The 20,197-nt window shown below is 32.5% G+C and carries 14 protein-coding genes; 13 read left to right on the forward strand and 1 reads right to left on the reverse strand.

Annotated elements, in window-relative coordinates; translation table 11 throughout:
* The 3 genes from ACFVRR_RS17230 to ACFVRR_RS17240 all read left to right on the forward strand — a co-directional run.
* Positions 1–300 (forward strand): cupin domain-containing protein (locus ACFVRR_RS17230; RefSeq protein ID WP_387329247.1); only part of this gene is annotated, 300 nt, incomplete at its 5' end.
* Positions 301–306: 6 nt separating this feature from the next.
* The gene (gene lsrF, locus ACFVRR_RS17235; RefSeq protein ID WP_387331062.1) at positions 307–1,098 is read left to right on the forward strand and encodes a 3-hydroxy-5-phosphonooxypentane-2,4-dione thiolase; all 792 of its coding nucleotides are present in this window, start codon (positions 307–309) and stop codon (positions 1,096–1,098) included.
* Positions 1,099–1,486: 388 nt separating this feature from the next.
* A complete protein-coding gene (locus ACFVRR_RS17240) occupies positions 1,487–2,236 on the forward strand; it encodes a CPCC family cysteine-rich protein (protein ID WP_387331065.1) in 750 nt (249 codons plus the stop codon).
* A gap of 771 nt (positions 2,237–3,007) precedes the next feature.
* On the opposite strand, the gene ACFVRR_RS17245 is transcribed toward ACFVRR_RS17240, so the two are convergent.
* Positions 3,008–3,154, reverse strand: a complete 147-nt coding sequence (locus tag ACFVRR_RS17245) for a hypothetical protein (RefSeq protein WP_387331068.1) — start codon at positions 3,152–3,154, stop codon at positions 3,008–3,010.
* A gap of 647 nt (positions 3,155–3,801) precedes the next feature.
* Between ACFVRR_RS17245 and ACFVRR_RS17250 the strand changes: the two genes are divergently transcribed.
* From ACFVRR_RS17250 to ACFVRR_RS17295, 10 genes are all read left to right on the forward strand, one after another.
* On the forward strand, positions 3,802–4,008 hold the full coding sequence (locus tag ACFVRR_RS17250; RefSeq protein WP_387331071.1) for a hypothetical protein: 207 nt from the start codon (positions 3,802–3,804) through the stop codon (positions 4,006–4,008).
* A gap of 789 nt (positions 4,009–4,797) precedes the next feature.
* Positions 4,798–8,313 carry a S8 family serine peptidase gene (locus tag ACFVRR_RS17255; RefSeq protein ID WP_387331073.1) on the forward strand — a complete coding sequence of 1,172 codons (3,516 nt, stop codon included), beginning with the start codon at positions 4,798–4,800 and terminating at the stop codon, positions 8,311–8,313.
* A gap of 758 nt (positions 8,314–9,071) precedes the next feature.
* Positions 9,072–10,328 carry a helix-turn-helix domain-containing protein gene (locus tag ACFVRR_RS17260; protein WP_387331076.1) on the forward strand — a complete coding sequence of 419 codons (1,257 nt, stop codon included), beginning with the start codon at positions 9,072–9,074 and terminating at the stop codon, positions 10,326–10,328.
* A gap of 349 nt (positions 10,329–10,677) precedes the next feature.
* Positions 10,678–14,844: a S8 family serine peptidase gene (locus tag ACFVRR_RS17265; RefSeq protein ID WP_387331078.1), complete on the forward strand. Its 4,167-nt coding sequence runs from the start codon at positions 10,678–10,680 to the stop codon at positions 14,842–14,844.
* Positions 14,845–16,309: 1,465 nt separating this feature from the next.
* A complete protein-coding gene (locus ACFVRR_RS17270; protein WP_387331081.1) occupies positions 16,310–16,504 on the forward strand; it encodes a DUF2187 family protein in 195 nt (64 codons plus the stop codon).
* 303 nt (positions 16,505–16,807) lie between these two features.
* Positions 16,808–17,755 carry a GerAB/ArcD/ProY family transporter gene (locus tag ACFVRR_RS17275; RefSeq protein WP_387331278.1) on the forward strand — a complete coding sequence of 316 codons (948 nt, stop codon included), beginning with the start codon at positions 16,808–16,810 and terminating at the stop codon, positions 17,753–17,755.
* A 56-nt stretch (positions 17,756–17,811) separates the two neighbouring features.
* Positions 17,812–18,093, forward strand: coding sequence for a hypothetical protein (locus ACFVRR_RS17280; RefSeq protein ID WP_387331084.1), 282 nt, complete (start codon positions 17,812–17,814; stop codon positions 18,091–18,093).
* Positions 18,094–18,956: 863 nt separating this feature from the next.
* Entirely contained in the window at positions 18,957–19,124 is a 168-nt protein-coding gene (locus ACFVRR_RS17285; protein WP_387331087.1) for a matrixin family metalloprotease, read from the forward strand.
* Positions 19,125–19,137: 13 nt separating this feature from the next.
* Positions 19,138–19,725 carry a hypothetical protein gene (locus ACFVRR_RS17290; RefSeq protein WP_387331090.1) on the forward strand — a complete coding sequence of 196 codons (588 nt, stop codon included), beginning with the start codon at positions 19,138–19,140 and terminating at the stop codon, positions 19,723–19,725.
* Positions 19,726–19,815: 90 nt separating this feature from the next.
* On the forward strand, positions 19,816–20,166 hold the full coding sequence (locus ACFVRR_RS17295; RefSeq protein ID WP_387331093.1) for a hypothetical protein: 351 nt from the start codon (positions 19,816–19,818) through the stop codon (positions 20,164–20,166).
* The last annotated feature ends 31 nt before the right edge of the window (positions 20,167–20,197 follow it).

Consider the following 20,197-nt stretch of genomic DNA (forward strand, 5'->3'; position numbering starts at 1 on the left):
GGTCCGAACGTAGATATTGGTGTGGTTGTATTGAAACCAGGTCAAGACTTCCAAAACCATTATCATACAGTTTGCGAAGAAATTTTCTATATCCTCGAAGGGCAGATAGATTTCTATATTAATGGTAATAAAGTTCCTACAATACCAGGTGATATGATTCAATGCCGCCCAGGCGATGCTCATTACCTTATCAATCAAACTGACAAAACCTTTAAAGCCCTCTTCATTAAATCTCCGCATATTTTGGAAAGAGATGTTGTTAATATAAAGAATCCAGAAATCAAGTTAAGGAGTGAATAGATAGTAGTGAGCTGGGGATTTCAAAATCGATTAAACAAAATATTACCAAATAAGAGGGCAGTAATGCTTGCGATAGATCATGGCTATTTCTTAGGGCCAATAAGAGGTTTAGAAAAGCCTGAGGAAACTGTCAGAGACTTACTTCCATACACGGATTCACTATATTTAACAAGAGGTACACTTGCAGCATGTATTCCGAAAAATACGGAAAAACCAATGGTTCTTCGTGTTTCGGGCGGTCCTACAACGTTAGGGAAGGATCTAGCGAATGAAACGATCGTTACTTCAATAAAAGAAGCAATTCGCCATAATGTTGTTGGTGTGGGAGTTTCGGTTTTTATTGGATCTGACTATGAAACTCAAACAGTAACAAATCTTGCTCAAGTTGTTACTGATGCTCATGATTACGGAATACCCGTACTTGGAATTACTGCCGTCGGAAAAGAGCTTGAAAAACGGGATGCCAGGTTCTTAGCATTAGCTTCAAGAGTTCTTGCTGAAATGGGTACCGATATTGTTAAGACTTATTACTGCGACGACTTTGAACAGGTAACGAGTAAGTGCCCGGTTCCTATAGTTATTGCAGGTGGCCCAAAATTTGATACAATTCGTGAAGCACTAGAAATTACGTATAATGCTATGGAGCAAGGTGCAGCTGGGGTGGATATGGGAAGAAATATTTGGCAATCTCAGCATCCTCTTGCAATGATCCAAGCGATACATTCCATCGTTCATAAAAGATTCACAGTAAATGAAGCAGTAGATTTATATGAATCTTCCTCAAAAGTAAAAGCTTAATATGTGTCAAAAAAGGAAACCTTTTATAATACCAACCTAATGGTACGAATACAGTATCAGTAGAAGTGATTAGTAAACAAGGCTTTAAAGTTACGACAAGTCCAAAAACTATAACTGCATCACAAAAATAATTAATCAATTAAGAAAAGTGTAGGGATGTAAAAATTTCTTGCACTTTTTTATTAGTTTAAAAGATTGTTAGTTTTAATAAGTGAAAATTGATACGAGTAACGTGTTTTCCCAGTTTATATAGTAGCTCTAAAATGCAATTACACTACAAATAGTCCCAGTCCTTTAAAAAAAGAGAGTGGTCTTTAGTGTAGTTTAGATCGAATCAGTCCAAGAGAAGTAGATGAAATGATGAGTGAAATGATGAGGAGGGTGTAACATGAATCGTGGAATTTGTCCTTGCTGTGGTTACCCAACATTAGTGGAGCGTGCTGCTTGCGATATCTGTATGCTTTGCAATTGGGAAGATTTGCCGTTTGGTGATAGTTTTGATCGTTTTGAAGATGTGGATCCAAATGGCAATTCTGGTTTAGCCGAATCAAGAAGAAATTTTAACAAGTATTACATTATGTATAGTGAAAAAAGAATTATTAATAGGCAAACCCCTAAGGAAATTGAAGCGAAAAAAGCGTTAATCAGCGCATATCACGAATGTGAAAAATGTAAAACCGACATTATAAACTATAAAGCGCTTTGGAGAAAAGCAAAGGTGTGCGAGCACCATTTAAGAAGCGCACAAGGTTGTGACCCGATAGGAGTTTATTTCTTTGTGGCCAATACGTTTCAAGAATTGTCTAAATCGGATGAATATATTCTATTGGAAGACAATCCGCGCCATCATATCAGTGTGATGGAATACTATCGTTCTCGTCGTGAATCACCAATGGATGATCAACATGTTAATTTGCTGCTTCAATTAGGGAGCTATTCGAAAAAGAAATACAACGTTCAAGAAATAAATACATTAATCCAGGTCTCTGAAAAGTTACTCCATACGCATACAGAAGATGAACGAGATGATCGGAAAGTAAGAGAATTTGTTGATGATTTAAAAGATTTATGCCAAATCGCATTAAGTACGGGACAGTTTGTCATTGCGGTAGGAACTGAATCCAATATAATTCGTTAATGGTCTTCAATTGAAATGTCTTCGGGAAAAACGGATGCTTTAGTTACACAATGAGATTGTCAAAAGTGATCTCTTTTTTATGAAACTAATGGAGAAGGTTCGTCTGAATTAGTTCGGAATATGGTAATTATTCAAGCCACGGGAGGGTGAGATTTTGTCATCCCTCTCGAGGGAAGAGGTACTTATATTGTTTTCTATCGCCCATGTAAAACACGTTTTATAAGAAAGCGGAGCTCCATAAAAGTACCTTCGGTAATGTAGATAGTGACACACAAAACTAATCAAAATAACAGGTGTTGTTAATACAAAGAAAAAGATACTTACACATTAATTTATAGCTTTCAAGATCGTGCTGGAAATACAACAAGTGTGAAACGTAAAATAATTGATAAATAACTACTTAATGATAGAAAAGAAAGTGGACCATTTACGGTCCGCTTTTTTACTTTCATTGTTCATTGCACATTAACACGTTGCTTGTTTTATTTTGTGTCATGATAAGCGTCCCAAAAATATTGATAATCAAGGAGAGTGTTTATAATGATTAGAAAAATTAAAGGTTAGTAGAGTCTGCCCAAATTATTTTTGCTACATACCATTCACCCTTACTTTTCTGGTATTCTACAGAGCCTTTATACAATATTTTAGTCATGGCATCTCGCATGTTATTCTTCGCCTATTGGATCACAATTCCATATTGACGCGTTACTTCAAATACTAGTTTATTCATATTCACTTTACAATCAAACTCAAGACTTTTTCATGACCAAGTCATTTCTTATTACCTTTCTTTTTTTGTTCTTCATACCAAGCTATTATTGCAAGGTCTTCTTTAGTTGCTTTTGTTACCTTCGGAATTCCGTCTTTTTCCCATTTTTCATTAATTGTTAATTGTTTATCATCTTTTTTATTTGGCATGTTTTTCTCCATAACTGTGACATAAATTATTTTTTCAGTTATGATAATTTTTCCCTCAATGTCTAATTGATATAATAAGGAAAATATTGATTATGATTGGGAAATTTTTTACCTAAACAAAAGGCGTTAAAGAAGTTAGTGATATAAGAAATACTTATAACTTTATTCGATTTTTTGTTAAGAAATTTTACAGGCTATTCTGAAATATTTAGAAGGTTTTATAATATTAGTATTTTGAAAAAACAGTTTAGAGGTTAGATTTAGATGAAAACCTTTACTATGGAAGATACATTCACTTTAATGGTGCAAGACCTTATAAGTAAGGAGATTCAAATCAAGGAATTGCAAGATGAACTCTTCAAGAAAGATACACAGATAACTACTTGAGGTACTTGTTGAGATGTTCAAGGCAAAGTTATTAGATGGTGAAAAATGAAAAGGAGACAGTTGGAGAGACAGTAAAAACGAGGGATGAATCAAAAACTCCAGACTCTTGAAAGTATCACTGCTTAACAGATAAGTATATAAAGAGCTAAAGCCACCTTGAATAAATATTTAATAGTAAGGGAAATATTTAATAAAAATAATACCCAAAATAAAAATAAAGTACTCAATCCTTGATGGTAAATATTAAAAGGAGCATAATCTTGAAAAGATTAATCGCTATTAATGCATACTTTTATTGGTTTGTCGCTATTTATTTCTTTATTCGATTAATTACAACTGGAAATGTATATGTTACTACAACTGGGTTCCATTGTCATTCTGCATTTATTATTCTTTTAAGTTCATTTATGGCCTTGTTTGAATCAATCTTAATGGATGCCTTTTTAAAAATGAGAAATTATCATTGATTTATGTAAAAGACCAAGGCCGGAAGATTGATGATGTTAAGTTAGTCGGATAGTTCTTATGCCGACAATATACAAGGTTCAGGTGTACCTGAGGCCTATTTTTCTATGCTCATAAACACGCAAAAAGTTATTTTTAATGAAGAATTAGAGATAGAAAGTAACGATTTTGTAAAATTATTTGATCACCTTTCTACATCAAAACCAAATTGTTTGTTAAAGCACTTAAACAGGAAATTAAGTTTAATCAAAAAAATGACCTTTTCATATGTAATGAAGGCCATTTTTTATTTATAAGGACTACGAGGTTTACTTCTTAAGAATGTGAAATATACTTATTTGCATCTTGTATATCTATTAAAGTAACACAGGTAGAAAACGATCAAAATGTATCTAAAAGCAAACGAGGTCGCCTTGAGGCGTTTTTTTTTAGAAATTTGTTCATTTAGAGTAATCCCTAAACGAACTTTTGGGAACTGTTTAAGCAGTGTGATTCTCAAATAATTTTTTAACTAGTTTATATATAAGGTACTGCCAGAATTTGATAAGTTTATAAACTTAATACGTACATTAAAAAAATATTCGACTAAAATTGACTATTTCATCTGTTTTATTACAAAGAAAATTAACAGTCTTATTAATTAGATAGTTTGAAAGTCCCGACAGATAACCCAATAGGTTAGTGTAATTAATCCAATTATAATAAATCTAGTATTCTATTTTGCTATTAGTAATTAATAGATTAATAGAATTATTTTTTTGTCTTAATCTAGAAGGGATGGAGAATCAAGAATGAGCAGAAGAAGTTTTCCTTACAAAGTACTTGCAACAACGACGTTAGCAACAATGTTATTTTCATCGACTGGATTTGCAGAAGGAACAGATGAAAATCAAGTTCCAGCTCCAAGTGTAGATGAAATTGTAAAACAGGGTCAAAAGATTTTTGATGAAGATCAGAAGCAAACTGCGGAAGATGCTGTAGATCCATTTGGCTATAAAGATTTAAAAAATGCTCAAGCTTATCAACAAAATGATAAGGTACGTGTAATTGTTGAAGTTGAGGAACCTACAACTACAGATACTTCTAGTCAAACTAAAAGAACTCGTTATAGACAAAAGCAAGATCAAGTAATCTCACAAATTTCGAAGGAAAGATCAGTTCCTAAAATTAACCAACGTTTCTATGAAGGCTTTAATGGTTTTAGTATGGAAACTGAATATCGTAACCTAAAGGATATTGAAGCAACGCCAGGCGTTACGAATGTACATATCGCAAGAAAGTTCCAACCTACAATGGGTGCAAGTAAAGAATTAGTACAAGCTCAAAAGGTATGGCAAAGTTATGGATACCAAGGTGAAGGATTGTTAGTAGCAATTGTCGATACAGGTATTGACTATACACATAAAGACATGACAATCACTGAAAAAGGTAAATCAAAAGAAAAGTGGACGAAAGAAACTATTCAAAGTAAGCTTGATCAAACGAGTGCCCCTGATGTTTGGTATAGTGATAAAGTTCCAACTGGATATGACTGGGCAGATCACGATACAGACGTAATTCCACACAGTGCAGGGAATTCGCATGGTATGCACGTAGCAGGTACAGTTGGTGCAAACGGTGATGAATCAAATGATGGTGTGCAAGGTATTGCTCCAGGCGTTCAGCTATTAGCAGAGAAAGTATTCTCTGATAAAGCAAATGGGGCGTATGAAGACGATATTATTGCTGGAATTGAACATGCGGTAACAATGGGAGCAGATGTCATTAATATGAGTTTAGGTACTGATTCAGGATTTGTTAGTGAGGTCGATGATCCAGTTCAAAAAGCGATTCGTGAAGCGACTGAACAAGGTACACTTGTAGTGGTAGCAGGAGGAAACTCTGCTTATAGTACACAAAATAATTTGCTACAATCTTCTTTAAAGCCATATGCTGAAAATCCAGATATTGGAACAGTTGGCGAGCCTGGAGTAAGCCCTTATGCTATTTCTGTTGCTTCATATGAAAATACAAGTATACATATGAGTACGCTACAAGAAGAAAATGGAATGCAGCTCCCATATCAAGATCAAACACAATATAACTTTAACCTGTCAAAAGTATTATCACCATTAGAATCATATCAAATGGTATATGTTGGAGAAGGTAGAACAGCCGATTTTAAAAATCTTCCTGATTTAACAGGTAAAATTGTCGTAGCAAAACCAAATGTAAAGTATGGTACTTACACTTATATTCAAACTGAAGCGAAAAAGAAGAACGCAAAAGCGATTCTCCTTGTCCCTGCAAATGAGGATATTGATTACCCGAGAGTTTATTGGAGTAATCTCTCAACATTTCCACAAGCAGCTACGACAAGTAAAGCGAACGGTGATGCATTAATTTCGAAGTTAAAAAGCGGGTATATTGTAAAAATGAAGCCGTCTAAAGGGGTATATGTTGATAATCCAAATAAGAACAAAATGTCATACTTCTCATCATATGGTGCGCCACACACATTAGACTTTAAACCTGAACTATCTGCACCAGGAGGTAATATTTACTCTACTGTACCAAACAATGGATATGAAGTTATGAGCGGTACATCAATGGCAACTCCACATGTTGCTGGTGGTTCGGCTTTAGTATTACAATCGCTTTATGAAAAAGGCTTACAACATTCAGAAGATACAGCGTTAAAAGCGAAAATTGCTTTAATGAACACTGCTAAACTAGTACAAGATCCACGTACAAATAATGAAGTGCCATATTCACCACGTGTTCAAGGATCAGGTTTAATGCAAATTCAAAATGCGATTAAAACACCTGTTGTCGTTACAAGAAAAGATACTCCTTTAGAGCAAGCAGGAGCGGTAGCGTTAAAAGAGATTAAAACTGATAACATACACTTCAAATTAAATGCAGAAGCGCTTCAAAATCTGAATGTTAAGGATTTAGAGTATCAAGTGTATGTAGATGTATTTACAGATGGCAGAGAAACAAAGGAATTTGACCTAGACAATGATGGGAAATTAGATTCAAAAGAATATTTAACATTAAAAAGTGAGCGTATCCAAGGTGCTACGGCAACTGTAAATGGTGAAACAGTAACAAGCACAGAAGGAAAGACATTAAAAATTAAACCGGGTCAAGAAAAAAATCTTGATGTTCAGATTCAACTTCCATCAAGCTTAAAAGACGGTTCTTTTGTTGAGGGATACGTACGTCTAGTTCCTTCTGGAAATAATAGTGATTCAGCAGTACCGTTATCAGTTCCTTACATGGGATATTATGGCGAATGGGATCAGCCACAAAACATTGATCCCGCAGCATTTGATAAAGATGCATTCTTAGGTTATACAACGCTTTGGAATGATGAAATTGGAGCAGAAGGCGTATTCCCATTAGGCTATGATCCATACACAGGAAGATTTAATATGGATCGTATCGTAATGTCTCCAAACACTCCATTGAAAGAAGTGTATCCATCATTTACTGTACTACGTAACCTAGAGAAGGCAGAAATGTATGTAGAAGACCAAAAAGGTAATTTAATTCAATATTTAGGTGACTTTAGTGAATACACTGGTTCTGGTCAGCCTTGGAAATTCCGTAAAAATATTATGTCATACCGTGACTATTTGTATACTGGATACGGTTGGGATTTGAAGGATCAAAATGGACAATTAGTGAATGATGGCGTTTATAACTATGTCATCAAAACGGTACTTGATTATAAAGATGCGAAGCCACAAATTGTCAAACTTCCATTTCATATTGACTCAGTTGCTCCTGTGGTATCTGATATTAAAGTAACGCCTAAAGATGGCCAATATGAAATCTCGTTCAATGCAACTGATAGTGGAAGTGGTTATAACGGAGCAATCATTTGGTATAATGGAAAATATAAGTCATTACCACAAGGTGCAAAATCTACTCTAGTAAACGAAGAGCCAAAAGGCGTAGTAGTATTAGGAGCAGACTATGCACATAACCACAGTTACACAGTTTGGGGTGATCCTTCTTATATTACTGTAGGAATGCTTGTTAGCAATTTTAATGTCTATCCATACAAAAATGTAAATGCAAAAACTCCTGCAGGAATCAGTGGATTTGCAAGTAATGATGTAAATTGGAAAATTTATGTGAAAGATGCTAACGGTCAAGTAGTTGATTCGTTTGACGTAGCAAATAAAAATGAAATCCACTTAAAATGGACTCCAGAAGTAGATGTTCCAAATGGTGCGTATACAATATATGCGGATGTAACTAGTAGAGATGGATTTAAAGTAACAACCAAGCCACAAACAGTTACAGTACAGCAATAAGGATATAAAAAAAGTGTAGGGAATATTTTCCCTACACTTTTTACATTTAAGAAATTATTAATTTGCAGCGACGAAGGGGACTCGACGCTGCAAATTTTAGTAATTAAGTATAAGTGCATCTGCGCCTCTGTCATCGTTCTAAAGTTCCCAATTGGCGAGTGTTATTTACGCTAGATAAGTCTCTTTACATGTTCAGTTTTATGGAATGGATTATGCAAGAACCGTTACTTCGCAATTAAACCCCTCTAATTCTTTTGAAATTCCTTCATAAAGACAGATAATCCAATGTCTACTTGATTCTTTTTAACAGTATCGATTGTACGCTCAGTTGTATTTTCTTTAATTCCTAGCTCTTTCTCTAGATTGAAATCGTCCCTGTTTTAGCCACTTCCACTAAAAATTTCTAGTTTTTCTAAATGCATTAAATTGACCACCTTTATGCTTTCGTACACGAAAAGAACTTTTTTAAAATAGTATTTTTGTTTCAGTTTTTACTTTTTACTTCACAAATCGTGAAGTTATATTTAAAAAATGTAAATTTACTTGATCATTTTGCAATTATAGAATGGGCCTTAATAAAATAGTATAATTCTAAATTTTCAATCGAGAACATGTAAATGACAAAAATAATATGTACAGATGTTGAATCAAATCGTTCGATTTATTAAGCGCTTTCTTAAATTCAGAAAAATTTCTAAATAAACGTAACGTTATTGTTCAATTTGAACATCGTCTATAAGAGGGAGGTTACTAAACACATGTCAGTAGGGGAAATCATCAAATTTCATCGAGAGAAAAAAGGGATTAGTCAATCTAAATTGGGTGAAGGTATTTGTGGTAAAGCATATATTAGTAGGTTTGAAAGTGGAAATGTTACATTATCTCCAGAAATTATATACAAGTTTGCCAAAAAGTTAGAAATTGATATAAATAAAGAAATTGAATCTTTCTATCTGATTGAAAAGCAACTAAATGATTGGAATCAGGCAATCATTACACAAAGAACAGTACAAATTGAAGGAATAAAACTAGCCTTAGATCAAAATCCGTTTATTATGGACTCGAAACATGTAGCAAACTACTTGCTTTTAACTGGGAGATATTATCTTCACAAACATATGTTAAAGGAAGCTAAGAATATAATTGAATACGTAGAAAAAGAGTTTCAAGCATTATCAAGTTATGAAAAAAACCTTTTTCTCCACATTAAAGGAATTTATTGTATTAATACTTTTAGGACAATTGAAGGTGAAGAGTGTCAAAATGCAGTGAATCTTTTAAAACAAATTAACATAGCAGAGTATAATAATGAAGAGTATTACTATCACTTAGCCCTAGCGTATCATCATGCAAAAGCAAAGGTCTCCGCATTTAAATTTGCTGAAAAAGCACTTCAATTTTTTAATAAAACATCTAATTATTTGAATGCAGTTAACGCTCAATTATTAATGTTGATGCAATTGGATTGTGAAAGTGAAATGGATTTTTTAGCTTTAGTTGATAACTATAAGAATTTAATACATAATTGTATGTTTTTAGGTTCCCAAGAGAGTAAAATAAATATTCTATTCCATCTAGGAGAAGAGTTTTATAAAAAAGGGAAATATGAACAAGCTGTTAGTTATTATGAAAAAGCATTTTTACTAACTGATAAATCGTCAATAAAATTTGTAAGACGATTATATCATTTTACTGAAGCATGTTTAGATGGAAGGTTATTAAGTAAAGCAAAGATTTTAGAAAAAATAGAAATTGGTACGAAGTTAGCTGAAAATGTCTGTCCAATCTATTTCAATCTATATAAACTATTAGCATTAAAAAGTAAAAAAAATCAAAGTGAATATTATCAATTTTTAGCTGAAGTAGTCGTTCCACAACTTATAGCTACGAATAATACTTCATTTTTTGAACAATATGGAAAGAGTTTATATAAACACTATGTCGAGCAAAAAGATTATGAAAAAGCTTTTGAAGTAGAGCAAAACTTTAAATTGATGAAACGAGTGTTAAATTAAAAGTCTTTAGATAACGAGTATTCGTTGTCTAAAGACTTTTTTTAAAACCAAGAAAAGAAATTTTTTACAAAACATCAAAATTTATAACGAATGCGAATGTTTATAAACATTAGACAAAAAATGACGAGAAATTCGTCGAATTTTGTTCGATTTACACGCTAATCCCCATTTCAAAGGGGAATTATAACCCAATTGAAAAATGAGTGAAAATTCTCAATAATGAAGTTAATAAATAGACAAATTGTTTGTTTATTTTTGGAAAATGAACCAGAGTTTTGTCAAAGTAAGAATAATTTTGGTCTTCAATGTAGAAATCTACCTTGTCGTAAACTATCTAGGAGGAAGAGAAATGGGGAAACAGACAGAGAAAAAGTATTTAAAAAGCTTTACCGTTTTAGCTTTAACATCGGGTTTCATTCTGAGCTCACTTGGACAAGTAACACATAGTACAAAAGCAGCAAGTCCTAAAAATGTTGAAGATATTCTAGCGAATTTAACGACAGAGCAAAGAGCAGCACTTGAACAGCTTTCGACAAATGAAGAATCGGGTCTTCAAATTTCTTCAGATATTAATTTAAACTCAACAGAACAAACTAGTGTCATTGTTGAGTTTGCAAATAAGCCTGCAAAAGTTGCTCAAATTGAAGCAAGCGTAGAAGGTAAATCTTTAACTGAAGAAGAAGCAGCAAACTTAGTCGATCAAGATCATGAGACATTTGCTGAAGATGTTGGTCAAGTATTAGAAGGTGGCAAAACTAAAAAAGTAGATTATACGATTAATCGTTCATATAAGAATGCCTTTAATGGTGTTTCAATGAGTCTACCAGCGAACCAAATTAAAAACCTATTAAAATCAAAAGCAGTAAAAACAGTTTGGAGTAACAATACATTTTCAATTGATCCCCCTAAGGAAAATGATCAGTTAAAAGCAGATGAAGCGAATGTTGGAAACTATACACCTTATGACGCTTTAGATCGATTACATGCAGAAGGATTGACTGGAAAAGGAATTAAAATAGGAATCTTAGATACAGGGATTGACTATAACCATCCAGATTTAAAAGATGCATATAAAGGTGGATATGATTTCGTAAACAATGATAATGATCCGATGGAGACAACGTACGCAGATTGGAAAAAATCTGGCAAAGCAGAAATTGTGAGTGGCAGTGCGTACTATACTGAGCATGGTACACATGTAGCGGGAATCATTGGCGGTCGTGGGAAAGCGAATAGTGAATATAAAACTGTTGGTGCGGCTCCAGAATCTGATATTTATTCTTACAAAGTACTTGGTCCGTACGGTAGCGGGACAACTGATGCAATTCTTGCCGGAATTGACAGAGCTGTAAAAGATGGTATGGATGTTATTAATATGTCATTAGGTGCAACGTTAAATGACCCACTATATGCGACTTCAATTGCGGTAAACAATGCAGTACTAAGTGGTGTAACGACTGTTGTTGCAGCGGGTAATAGCGGGGATCAAATGTACACGGTTGGTTCACCTGGTACTGCAGCATTAGCTTTAACAGTTGGTGCATCATCTATCGCACTTGATATCTATCAATACGCAGGTGTACAAGATGGTAAAAATTACTCAGTAAGACAATTAGCAAGAAACTATAAAGATGATTTAACAAGTTTAAAAGGAAAAACTTATCAGCTTGTTGATGTTGGACTAGCTAAGCCAGCTGACTTTAATGGCAAGGATTTAACTGGTAAGATTGCGTTTATTAAACGTGGTTCGATTACATTAATAGACAAAGTCAAAAATGCTAAAGCAAAAGGCGCAGCTGGCGTGTTAATGTATAACGATGAAGCAAATAAAGCAGAAGGTGCAATACAATCATTCCTTGGTGAATCAATTGATGCGATTCCTGCATTCTCTGTTTCAAATGACGATGGTAATACAATTTTAGCTGCAATCAAAGCTGGTAAAACAGACTTCACATTTGGTGATTTCACAAAACTAAAAACTGCTTCAGATGAATTAGCGTCATTTAGTTCTAGAGGTCCAACTCGAGTGAACTATGATATTAAACCTGAAGTAACTGCACCTGGTGTATCAATTCTTTCAACAGTTCCTTTCTATGTAAACGATAAAACCGTTGATGGATCAAAACCAGAAGACTATAACTATGCATATGAAAGATTATCTGGAACTTCAATGGCAACACCTTATGTAGCTGGTGTATCTGCTCTATTACTACAATCAAATAAAGATTTAAAACCAGAAGATATCAAATCAATCTTAATGAATACAGCAGACCCACTATCAAAAGCGTATAGTGTATTTGAAGCAGGAAGTGGCCGAGTAGATGCATACGAGGCTATTCATTCAAATGTAGAATTAGAAGTAGAAGATCAAACACCGACAATCATAAATGGAAAACAAGAATCAATTAAAGAATTAACAGGTGGAATGAGCTTTGGATCTTTTGGATTTGATGATCAAGATATTGCTGATTCACGAACTGTTACATTAAAGAACCGCAGTGAGAAAGAAAAAACATTTAATATAGATGTAAAATTCCAAACTGGATTAAGAGGTTCTAAAGACGCAGTGCAAAACAATGTAACTCTATCAGGTCCTTCAAATGTTAAATTAAATGGAACTAGTCATAAATCGATTAAGTTTAACTTAAACATTCCAAAAACAGCAGAAAAAGGAACATATGAAGGTTATATTACTTTCACAAATACGGGGGATCCATCAGAAACTTATCAAATTCCGTTTGGTGGACGTGTAATAAATGAAGGCATTAATTCAGTTGACGCCTTACCAATGTTTTCAACTGATACAGCATGGCCGGAAAATGCTTGGCCATTCGAATCGTATTCATTCTCATTAAAATCACATATGAAAACATTAGAAGTTGTTTTACAAGATGCGACTACAGGTGAAGACCTAGGATTATTAGGCACGTTGAGTCCAATCGTACTGAACGAAAATCAAACTTATTATGTTACAAAAGGATTTACGGGAACATATTATCCATTTACTGGTGACTCTAATAATCCGATTAGCTATCTACCAGAATTTGCACAACCAGGACGCTATAAAATAAAGTTGGTTGGAACAAATGAACAAGGTAAATCATTCACAAAGTCTTCTGATTTTATTTACGATTTAGGTGCACCAACTATGACTTCTAGCTTTGATTCATTAGACCAAAAAGTAATTGAAACTAATGATAGTCAATTTGATTCAAATGGACAATTCTTATATGATTTTAACATTAACTTAAATGATCCTGAAACAGAGGAAGCAAATAAACTAGGTTTCCCAGTTGATCAATCAAACAATTCAGTTGTTACGTTTTATAATGGTCCATGGCCAAAAGCACCAATTTATACAGATAAAAATGGAAATTACACTGATAAACTTGTCGTTAGAAAACAAGCTGCACCTTTACAAGTACAGTTTTATGGAATGGATTATGCAAGAAACACTATAGGAAATGCTTTTAATATGTTAAGAGTTGTTTTTGTGGATCACAATTTACCTTATTACTATTTAAAGGCAAATAAACAAATCGTATCAAATGGAGACACAGTAAATTATAGTGTTCGTTCAAATAATGTTAAAAACTTAAAAACATCTAAAATTACAATACCAGTTGATCCAAACCTAGCTTCAATTGAGAATGTAGTAGTAAATGATGCAGTGAAGCAGTATGGTGATGCGCAAGTTTCTATAGCAACTGTTCAAACAAGTCCGTCTAATACGAACTATACAATTACCTTCACTTATTTAGGTGACAAAACATTACCAGAAGACTTACAATTATTTAATTTTGACCTTAAAACGGCTAAAAAGTTTACGGATGGACTTTATGGAGGATCTGCTTTCAATTGGTTTACAATGACAGCTTCTACGATTGATCAATCAAATGTAGAGACTAAAAATGTCTACTCTTACATGGAAAGTATCAAATATAAACCAACGTATTCAAGATTAGATGGGACAGTACAAGTTGAAGGAGCAAAAGATGCGTCAGGTCAATCTATTTATTCAATTGATCTAAGTAAAGTCGGGGCGAATGTAACGGTTACTTCTTATGACGGTAAATCAACTGCATCTCCGTCAAGTTTAAACAAGGGTGGTCAATATATCATTGAAGGTCTAAAAGCTGACGTAACACCTTATACCTTAACTGTTGATGTACCAGGTCATTTCACTATGAACAAACAAGTTGTATTATCCAATAATGTACGTGGTGAAATAGTAGGAAAAAGATTAGCCTTTAATTTACCAACCGCATCAGCAGGAGATGTAAACAAAGATAATGTAATCGATATTCTAGATGCATTGGCAGTACAAACATATTGGGGTACTAATAAAGCAACTGCCGATTTTAATTTTGATAAAGTAGTAGATAAAAAGGATATGGATTATATTGTTAAAAACTTTGGATTAAAAAATCCTACTGTTTCAAATGCGCCAAAAGCAAAAACTGCTTATAAAGGCGTTACATTAGATGATGTATTAACTCAATTAGGATTACAATAATCGTGAAATGAAGAGAAGTCGTTTATCGACTTCTCTTTTTCTATGTGTACCCAGTATGAACACAATCTATAAGGTTCAAGTCCTAAACCATAAAGGCGTAAGGAATAGCTTAAGATAAGTATGTTGTTTGAGAATGGTACCTAAAATATAATAATATGATATAAATAGTGATGAATTTAAAAATGTGATATATGTTTATATTGTTTTTGTATTATATTTTGTCATATATGATAAAATATATGAAATATTTTTTTGAAAAGTAGGAAAACGAGATTAATTGATGGAATATAAAATCAATAAAAAGTTAGATGTAAATTATGACGATAAAAATGATTATATGTATAAATTAATTATATATTAATCTATACGATGACTTAGTATTCAGACTTTAAAGATAAAGTGACTTCCTCATCAATCTAAATAACTTTAGTGAATTGATACTCTATGTAAGCAAATTTCGTGTATGTATATAATTTTTATTATGGTTTAATATTATGATTATAGATCTATCCAAAGGGGTCTATAATTTCCTCTTTCGTTTTTTTTGAAGCTCCATGTTACGTACTGTTTGTGACAGAGAGTATAGGAGCTTCAATTTTTTATTAGAAAGAAAAGTACCCAATAAAGGATACTATTTTGTATTCAAAATATATTAGTCCAGCTGATAGTTCTTGAATGATTTTATTGATTGTTTTTAGTGCCATGTTCACTTCATTTACATATTCAATTAAAATATTGTTTAATACATACGCATACGCCACTAGAGCGGACACTCTTTCAATAAGTCATTAAATATTTTATTATCAATATACTCAGCTAATGAAACAGTCAATACACCTTCATGATCATGCCTTTTTGAATATAAAAAAAATATTTGCTAATACTATTATTACAGTCGCAATCCTGTAATCACATCCTATTTAGCATTCATAAGTTTCCTAAGAATAGGAACCCTAACCTCAAAAACCCTATATCCAATTATGGATATAGGGTTTTTACTGCCATTAATTAAGATAATGTTCTTTTTCTATTTATCCTGATATTGAAAATAAACTCCCAACTCAGTTCTTCCAAGAAGATACCTATTTAAATCAATTTAACTAAATTAGTTCTTTCAAACGCCTAAAATTTTATAATTCAATATAAATACTATATTTATATCCATAATTTTGGTAATATAGTAAAAAACTTAGTTTGAAAGTATTAGAATTAATTTCCTTACTACTTAATCATTCTTCATCACGTGAAACGAAGAAGGAAAAAATCCATTAGGTTATTTTTTAAGTTTAAAGTATGAATCATAAAAAAGACCGATATTGACTCCATAAGGATCTAGCTACACTAGTGCGAATCAAAATGTTTGTCTACATAAAGTTGTAAGCGTTTCCATATTTGTGGGAAATATCGAACGTTAACAACGGTAGTAAATCTAAGAAAAATCATGTATAAGATTGGGGAGATAAAGATGAAATTCAAGACAAGAAAGATAGCTGAATTGGGGGAACATGTATTTTTTAAGAAGGGAATTAAAGGGATCGTTGAAAAGGTCAATGAAAATTCTGTTATTGTAAATATAATCGATAATCAAACGGAAAAGCAGTTTGAAGGGAACAGAACAGTTATAGCTCATAAAAATTACCAGATTATAGATTGTATTTAATGTGAAAGAAAAGTCAGATATACGAAAGGACTTCTTATGAATAAGCCAAAAGGGTGCTTTGTCATTTATATCGTATCTAGAAATAGCCATACAGTAATAGGTGTAATGTAAAAGCAGGAAATCAATAATGATTTCCTGCTTTTACGTTATATACGCTTGTATAAATTTAGACTACTATTTTTTAATAAATCACTACCGGCTCTTATGTGCTGAGGATTATTAAATTCGGATTTCATTACACTAGTTGGAGTTATCCCATTAATCTTGTTTTGAGCTCTAAAGTGGTTTGATTGATAGGTATTAATACTTTGTTGCAGAAGCGAATTTCCATTCAAATCCGTATGCAAATATGTAGGGAAACTAATAGCATTAGTTTATCTTTTGTATTTTATTTATATGTCAGCACTTCATTTACGTGAAAGTGCAGCTTTACTAAGAATTACTCTTTATTCTTCTTCATCTCTAATTTCAATAGTCATATTAATGATGATCTTAGCCATTTATGCACTTTATAAAGGATTTGAAACATTCGCCCGTGCAAACGAATTTATTTTTATGATAACAGTACTTATAGTTATTCTTTTTATAGGACTCGAAATCATTTCTAATTTAATAGATATTAATAATTTAAGACCAGTTTTAGAAAATGGATGGAAACCTGTCCTAAAAGGAGCTTTTCCAATTACAGTCACAAATCCATTTGGTGAAATATTTGCATTTACTATGATCATGCCATTTTTAAATAAACGAGAGACAGCAATAAAGGTAGGTATACCCGCATTTTTAATTTCAGGGGTTACATTAACTTTATTTGCGATATTGAATATAGCAATCTTAGGTGTTTCAGCAGCAAATAGAACAATCTTTCCACTTCTTACATCAGTTAGTTATATCAATGTTTCTGAGTTTATCCAAAGAATGGATACTTTTATTGTAGTGATTACAGTATGTGGTTATTATATAAAAATTGTGATCTATTTTTATTGCGCAGTATCTGGAGCTGCTGATTTATTTAATATAAAGAAAGATGAACAGTTAGTCTATCCAATTGCAATTATTATTGTTACTAGTACAGCATGGTTAGCTTCTAGTTTTTTTGAACTACATAATGAAGTTGGCAAACTAGCTCCTTATTTACTACACATACCACTTCAAATTATTATTCCGCTTAGTTTATTACTAATTCTCCTATTTCAAGGGAAACTTAAAGAGAATAAAGGCTTTAGACAAAAAGGCTCCAGTTTTCAATAGAGCCTTTTTTTATATTTTCAAATAGGCGGTTTGTTTGCAGAAAGCTTCAGAGCAACTTGCTTAGCGGAAGTTTTGCGAATATTACGAACGATTTTGGTGCCAAGGTTACTGTGAAAGATGCTGATGGGAATACTTATATAACTGATAACCCGTCAAGTGGCTCAAACACAATTGAATATCATAATACACAGGGTACGTATTCGGTTCTGATGAAAGCTAGCGGTAAACCAAATTCAGTTGAAACGTCTATGACAGGCTATTTTAAAGGATATCAAAAAAAACCAATCATCGGTAATAGCAGATATGGTTATATCAAGAAGATAGCTATTTTTAGGTGACTTTGTACTATTAGTGGTTAATAAGATCAATCTATATAAACACTTAAATAGAAAGCTGGCTCTTAAATGAGAACCAGCGGTATAGATTATATCTAAGTTCTATGCATTTACAATTAATTAAGTAATCTCTATTGCCTCTTCTTGCAATAGATGTCAGTTTAGTTAAATTAGATATAGCTAAATTTTATATTAAAAATTTGTTTAATACTTCAACACTTTAAAAGTAAAGATGACAACATATCATTTATACTATATTCTTTCGTTGCAAATAGTCTCCTCAAATGCTTTTAAAGACAATAATTTTACCTTGTTCCATTCTACAAGTTGTTTCGGTTGAACTTTGTTACTATTTGTATGGGTATAGAAATTTTATCACTTTATTTTTGCTAATTTTGAAAATGCCTAAAAGGAAGTATAAACATGAAGAATACTGCGTAACCTAAATATCTAGTACATCAACATTCTACTAAATTATATTTATCAAAATCTTATTTTAGTGGCAGCACGACGGACTGATCAGTAAGGAATAGATCACCTTACTGTCAATTCCGTATGTGTCGCTTCAGTATTAAATGGACCGATAACCACGGTCTGTACGCCAAGGAGAAGTTCTTTTGATAGAAGTGTCTCCTAATCTCTATATTGAAACTAGAATAACTATAAAACTATCAAATAAAAATTATTGCAGGGTTTTATACAAAGATGACGAAAATGTTATGATAGAAGAGTACCCCAAAATCCTGTTAGATCAACGATGTATAAAAACCTGTATATCGTGAGAAAAAACGGAATTGCCCACCCCTTGGTACACAAGGGGTGGGCCTTTTTACAACTTCTGTTAAGAATGATTATGTAAACTAGATTTGTATGCTTTATACATAAAAATTGCTGCTACAGCAAAACATGAATTTGGTCATGCTCTTGGGTTAGCACATTCATCCAGTTTAAATGCAATTATGTACAAAGATCGTACTAGAACTACCACTAGTGTAGAATCTGATGATATTAATGGTGTTAAAAATTTATATTAAAAGGAGTGAGACTATGAATAAACTTTTACTGTCATTCATAATTGTAATAGGGACATCTGCTGGATGGGCCTTTAATGAATATAATATAAATAAGGAAGAATCCAAAGTCAGTAAATCTAAGTCTATTGTAATGACGGCAGAACTAAGAGATTCATATAGTAACCTAAAAGAATTAAAAGAGTCTTCAAAGTTAATTGTTGAAGGCAAGGTACTTTCTCAAGAAACGATTGTTTATGAAGAACTACCTTTTACTATATCTACTGTTGAAATTTTAAATAGTATAAAGGGTGATTTAAAAGGTCAGATCAAAGTAATTGAAACGGGTGGCACATTCTCACCTAATTCAAAAAATGGTAAAAAATTAAAAGAAACTAAACTAAAATTAAATAATGTAGATACTTTAACTAATGGTCAGAGAGTTTATTTGTTTTTAGATAAATTTAATGGTCCTCAATTAACAGGCGGCTATATTCCATTAGGGGCTTATCAAGGGAAATTCATAATAGATTCAGGAAAAGTTTCACGTATGAAGAATATCGAAAATGATTGGGAAGAAAATGATACTTTTAATTTAGAAGAGTTTAAATCAAAAATAAAGTAAGTGTACCAATTCAAAAATATATAGTATCTTATGTTTAAGATTAATTTAATCTTCTCGTTCTTAGAAAGTTTAAAATATAGGGAGGGTAATATGAGTAAACTTTGGAAAGTTATTTCAGTTTGTGCCTTATTTATCATTTTGTTAGTTATTAGTGTAAATGCAATAAGTGCTAATAATAATGATGATTATTCCTCCATTAAAAAATTTGCATGGGAAAGTTTAAGTGTTGATCAACAAAATGAAGTTACAGAAGATTGGAAGGAAGCAACCGTCAAAAAGACTAAGCTTGAAAAGAAATATGGACTATTTGATGAAAAATACATTAATAAAAAAGTATATGCGGTTACCTTTAAAGTAGATGGAAATTCTCTTCTTGGCGATATTACAGCATATGTCTCTTTAAATAAAAAGACATTTATCGGAGTAGCTAATAGAGAATAATAAAATTAATTAAAATTGAAAGTAGCCTTAC

Source organism: Gottfriedia sp. NPDC057948 (assembly GCF_042887255.1).
In the GTDB taxonomy this organism is placed as follows: Bacteria; Bacillota; Bacilli; order Bacillales; family Bacillaceae_G; genus Gottfriedia.

What these genes read in the sequence shown, in the direction of transcription:
- ACFVRR_RS17260 (WP_387331076.1), top strand. Translation starts at nt 9,072, where the DNA reads ATGTCAGTAGGGGAAATCATCAAATTTCATCGAGAGAAAAAAGGGATT.
- ACFVRR_RS17265 (WP_387331078.1), top strand. Translation starts at nt 10,678, where the DNA reads ATGGGGAAACAGACAGAGAAAAAGTATTTAAAAAGCTTTACCGTTTTA.
- ACFVRR_RS17255 (WP_387331073.1), top strand. Translation starts at nt 4,798, where the DNA reads ATGAGCAGAAGAAGTTTTCCTTACAAAGTACTTGCAACAACGACGTTA.
- ACFVRR_RS17295 (WP_387331093.1), top strand. Translation starts at nt 19,816, where the DNA reads ATGAGTAAACTTTGGAAAGTTATTTCAGTTTGTGCCTTATTTATCATT.
- ACFVRR_RS17290 (WP_387331090.1), top strand. Translation starts at nt 19,138, where the DNA reads ATGAATAAACTTTTACTGTCATTCATAATTGTAATAGGGACATCTGCT.
- ACFVRR_RS17270 (WP_387331081.1), top strand. Translation starts at nt 16,310, where the DNA reads ATGAAATTCAAGACAAGAAAGATAGCTGAATTGGGGGAACATGTATTT.
- ACFVRR_RS17240 (WP_387331065.1), top strand. Translation starts at nt 1,487, where the DNA reads ATGAATCGTGGAATTTGTCCTTGCTGTGGTTACCCAACATTAGTGGAG.
- ACFVRR_RS17245 (WP_387331068.1), bottom strand. Translation starts at nt 3,154, where the DNA reads ATGCCAAATAAAAAAGATGATAAACAATTAACAATTAATGAAAAATGG.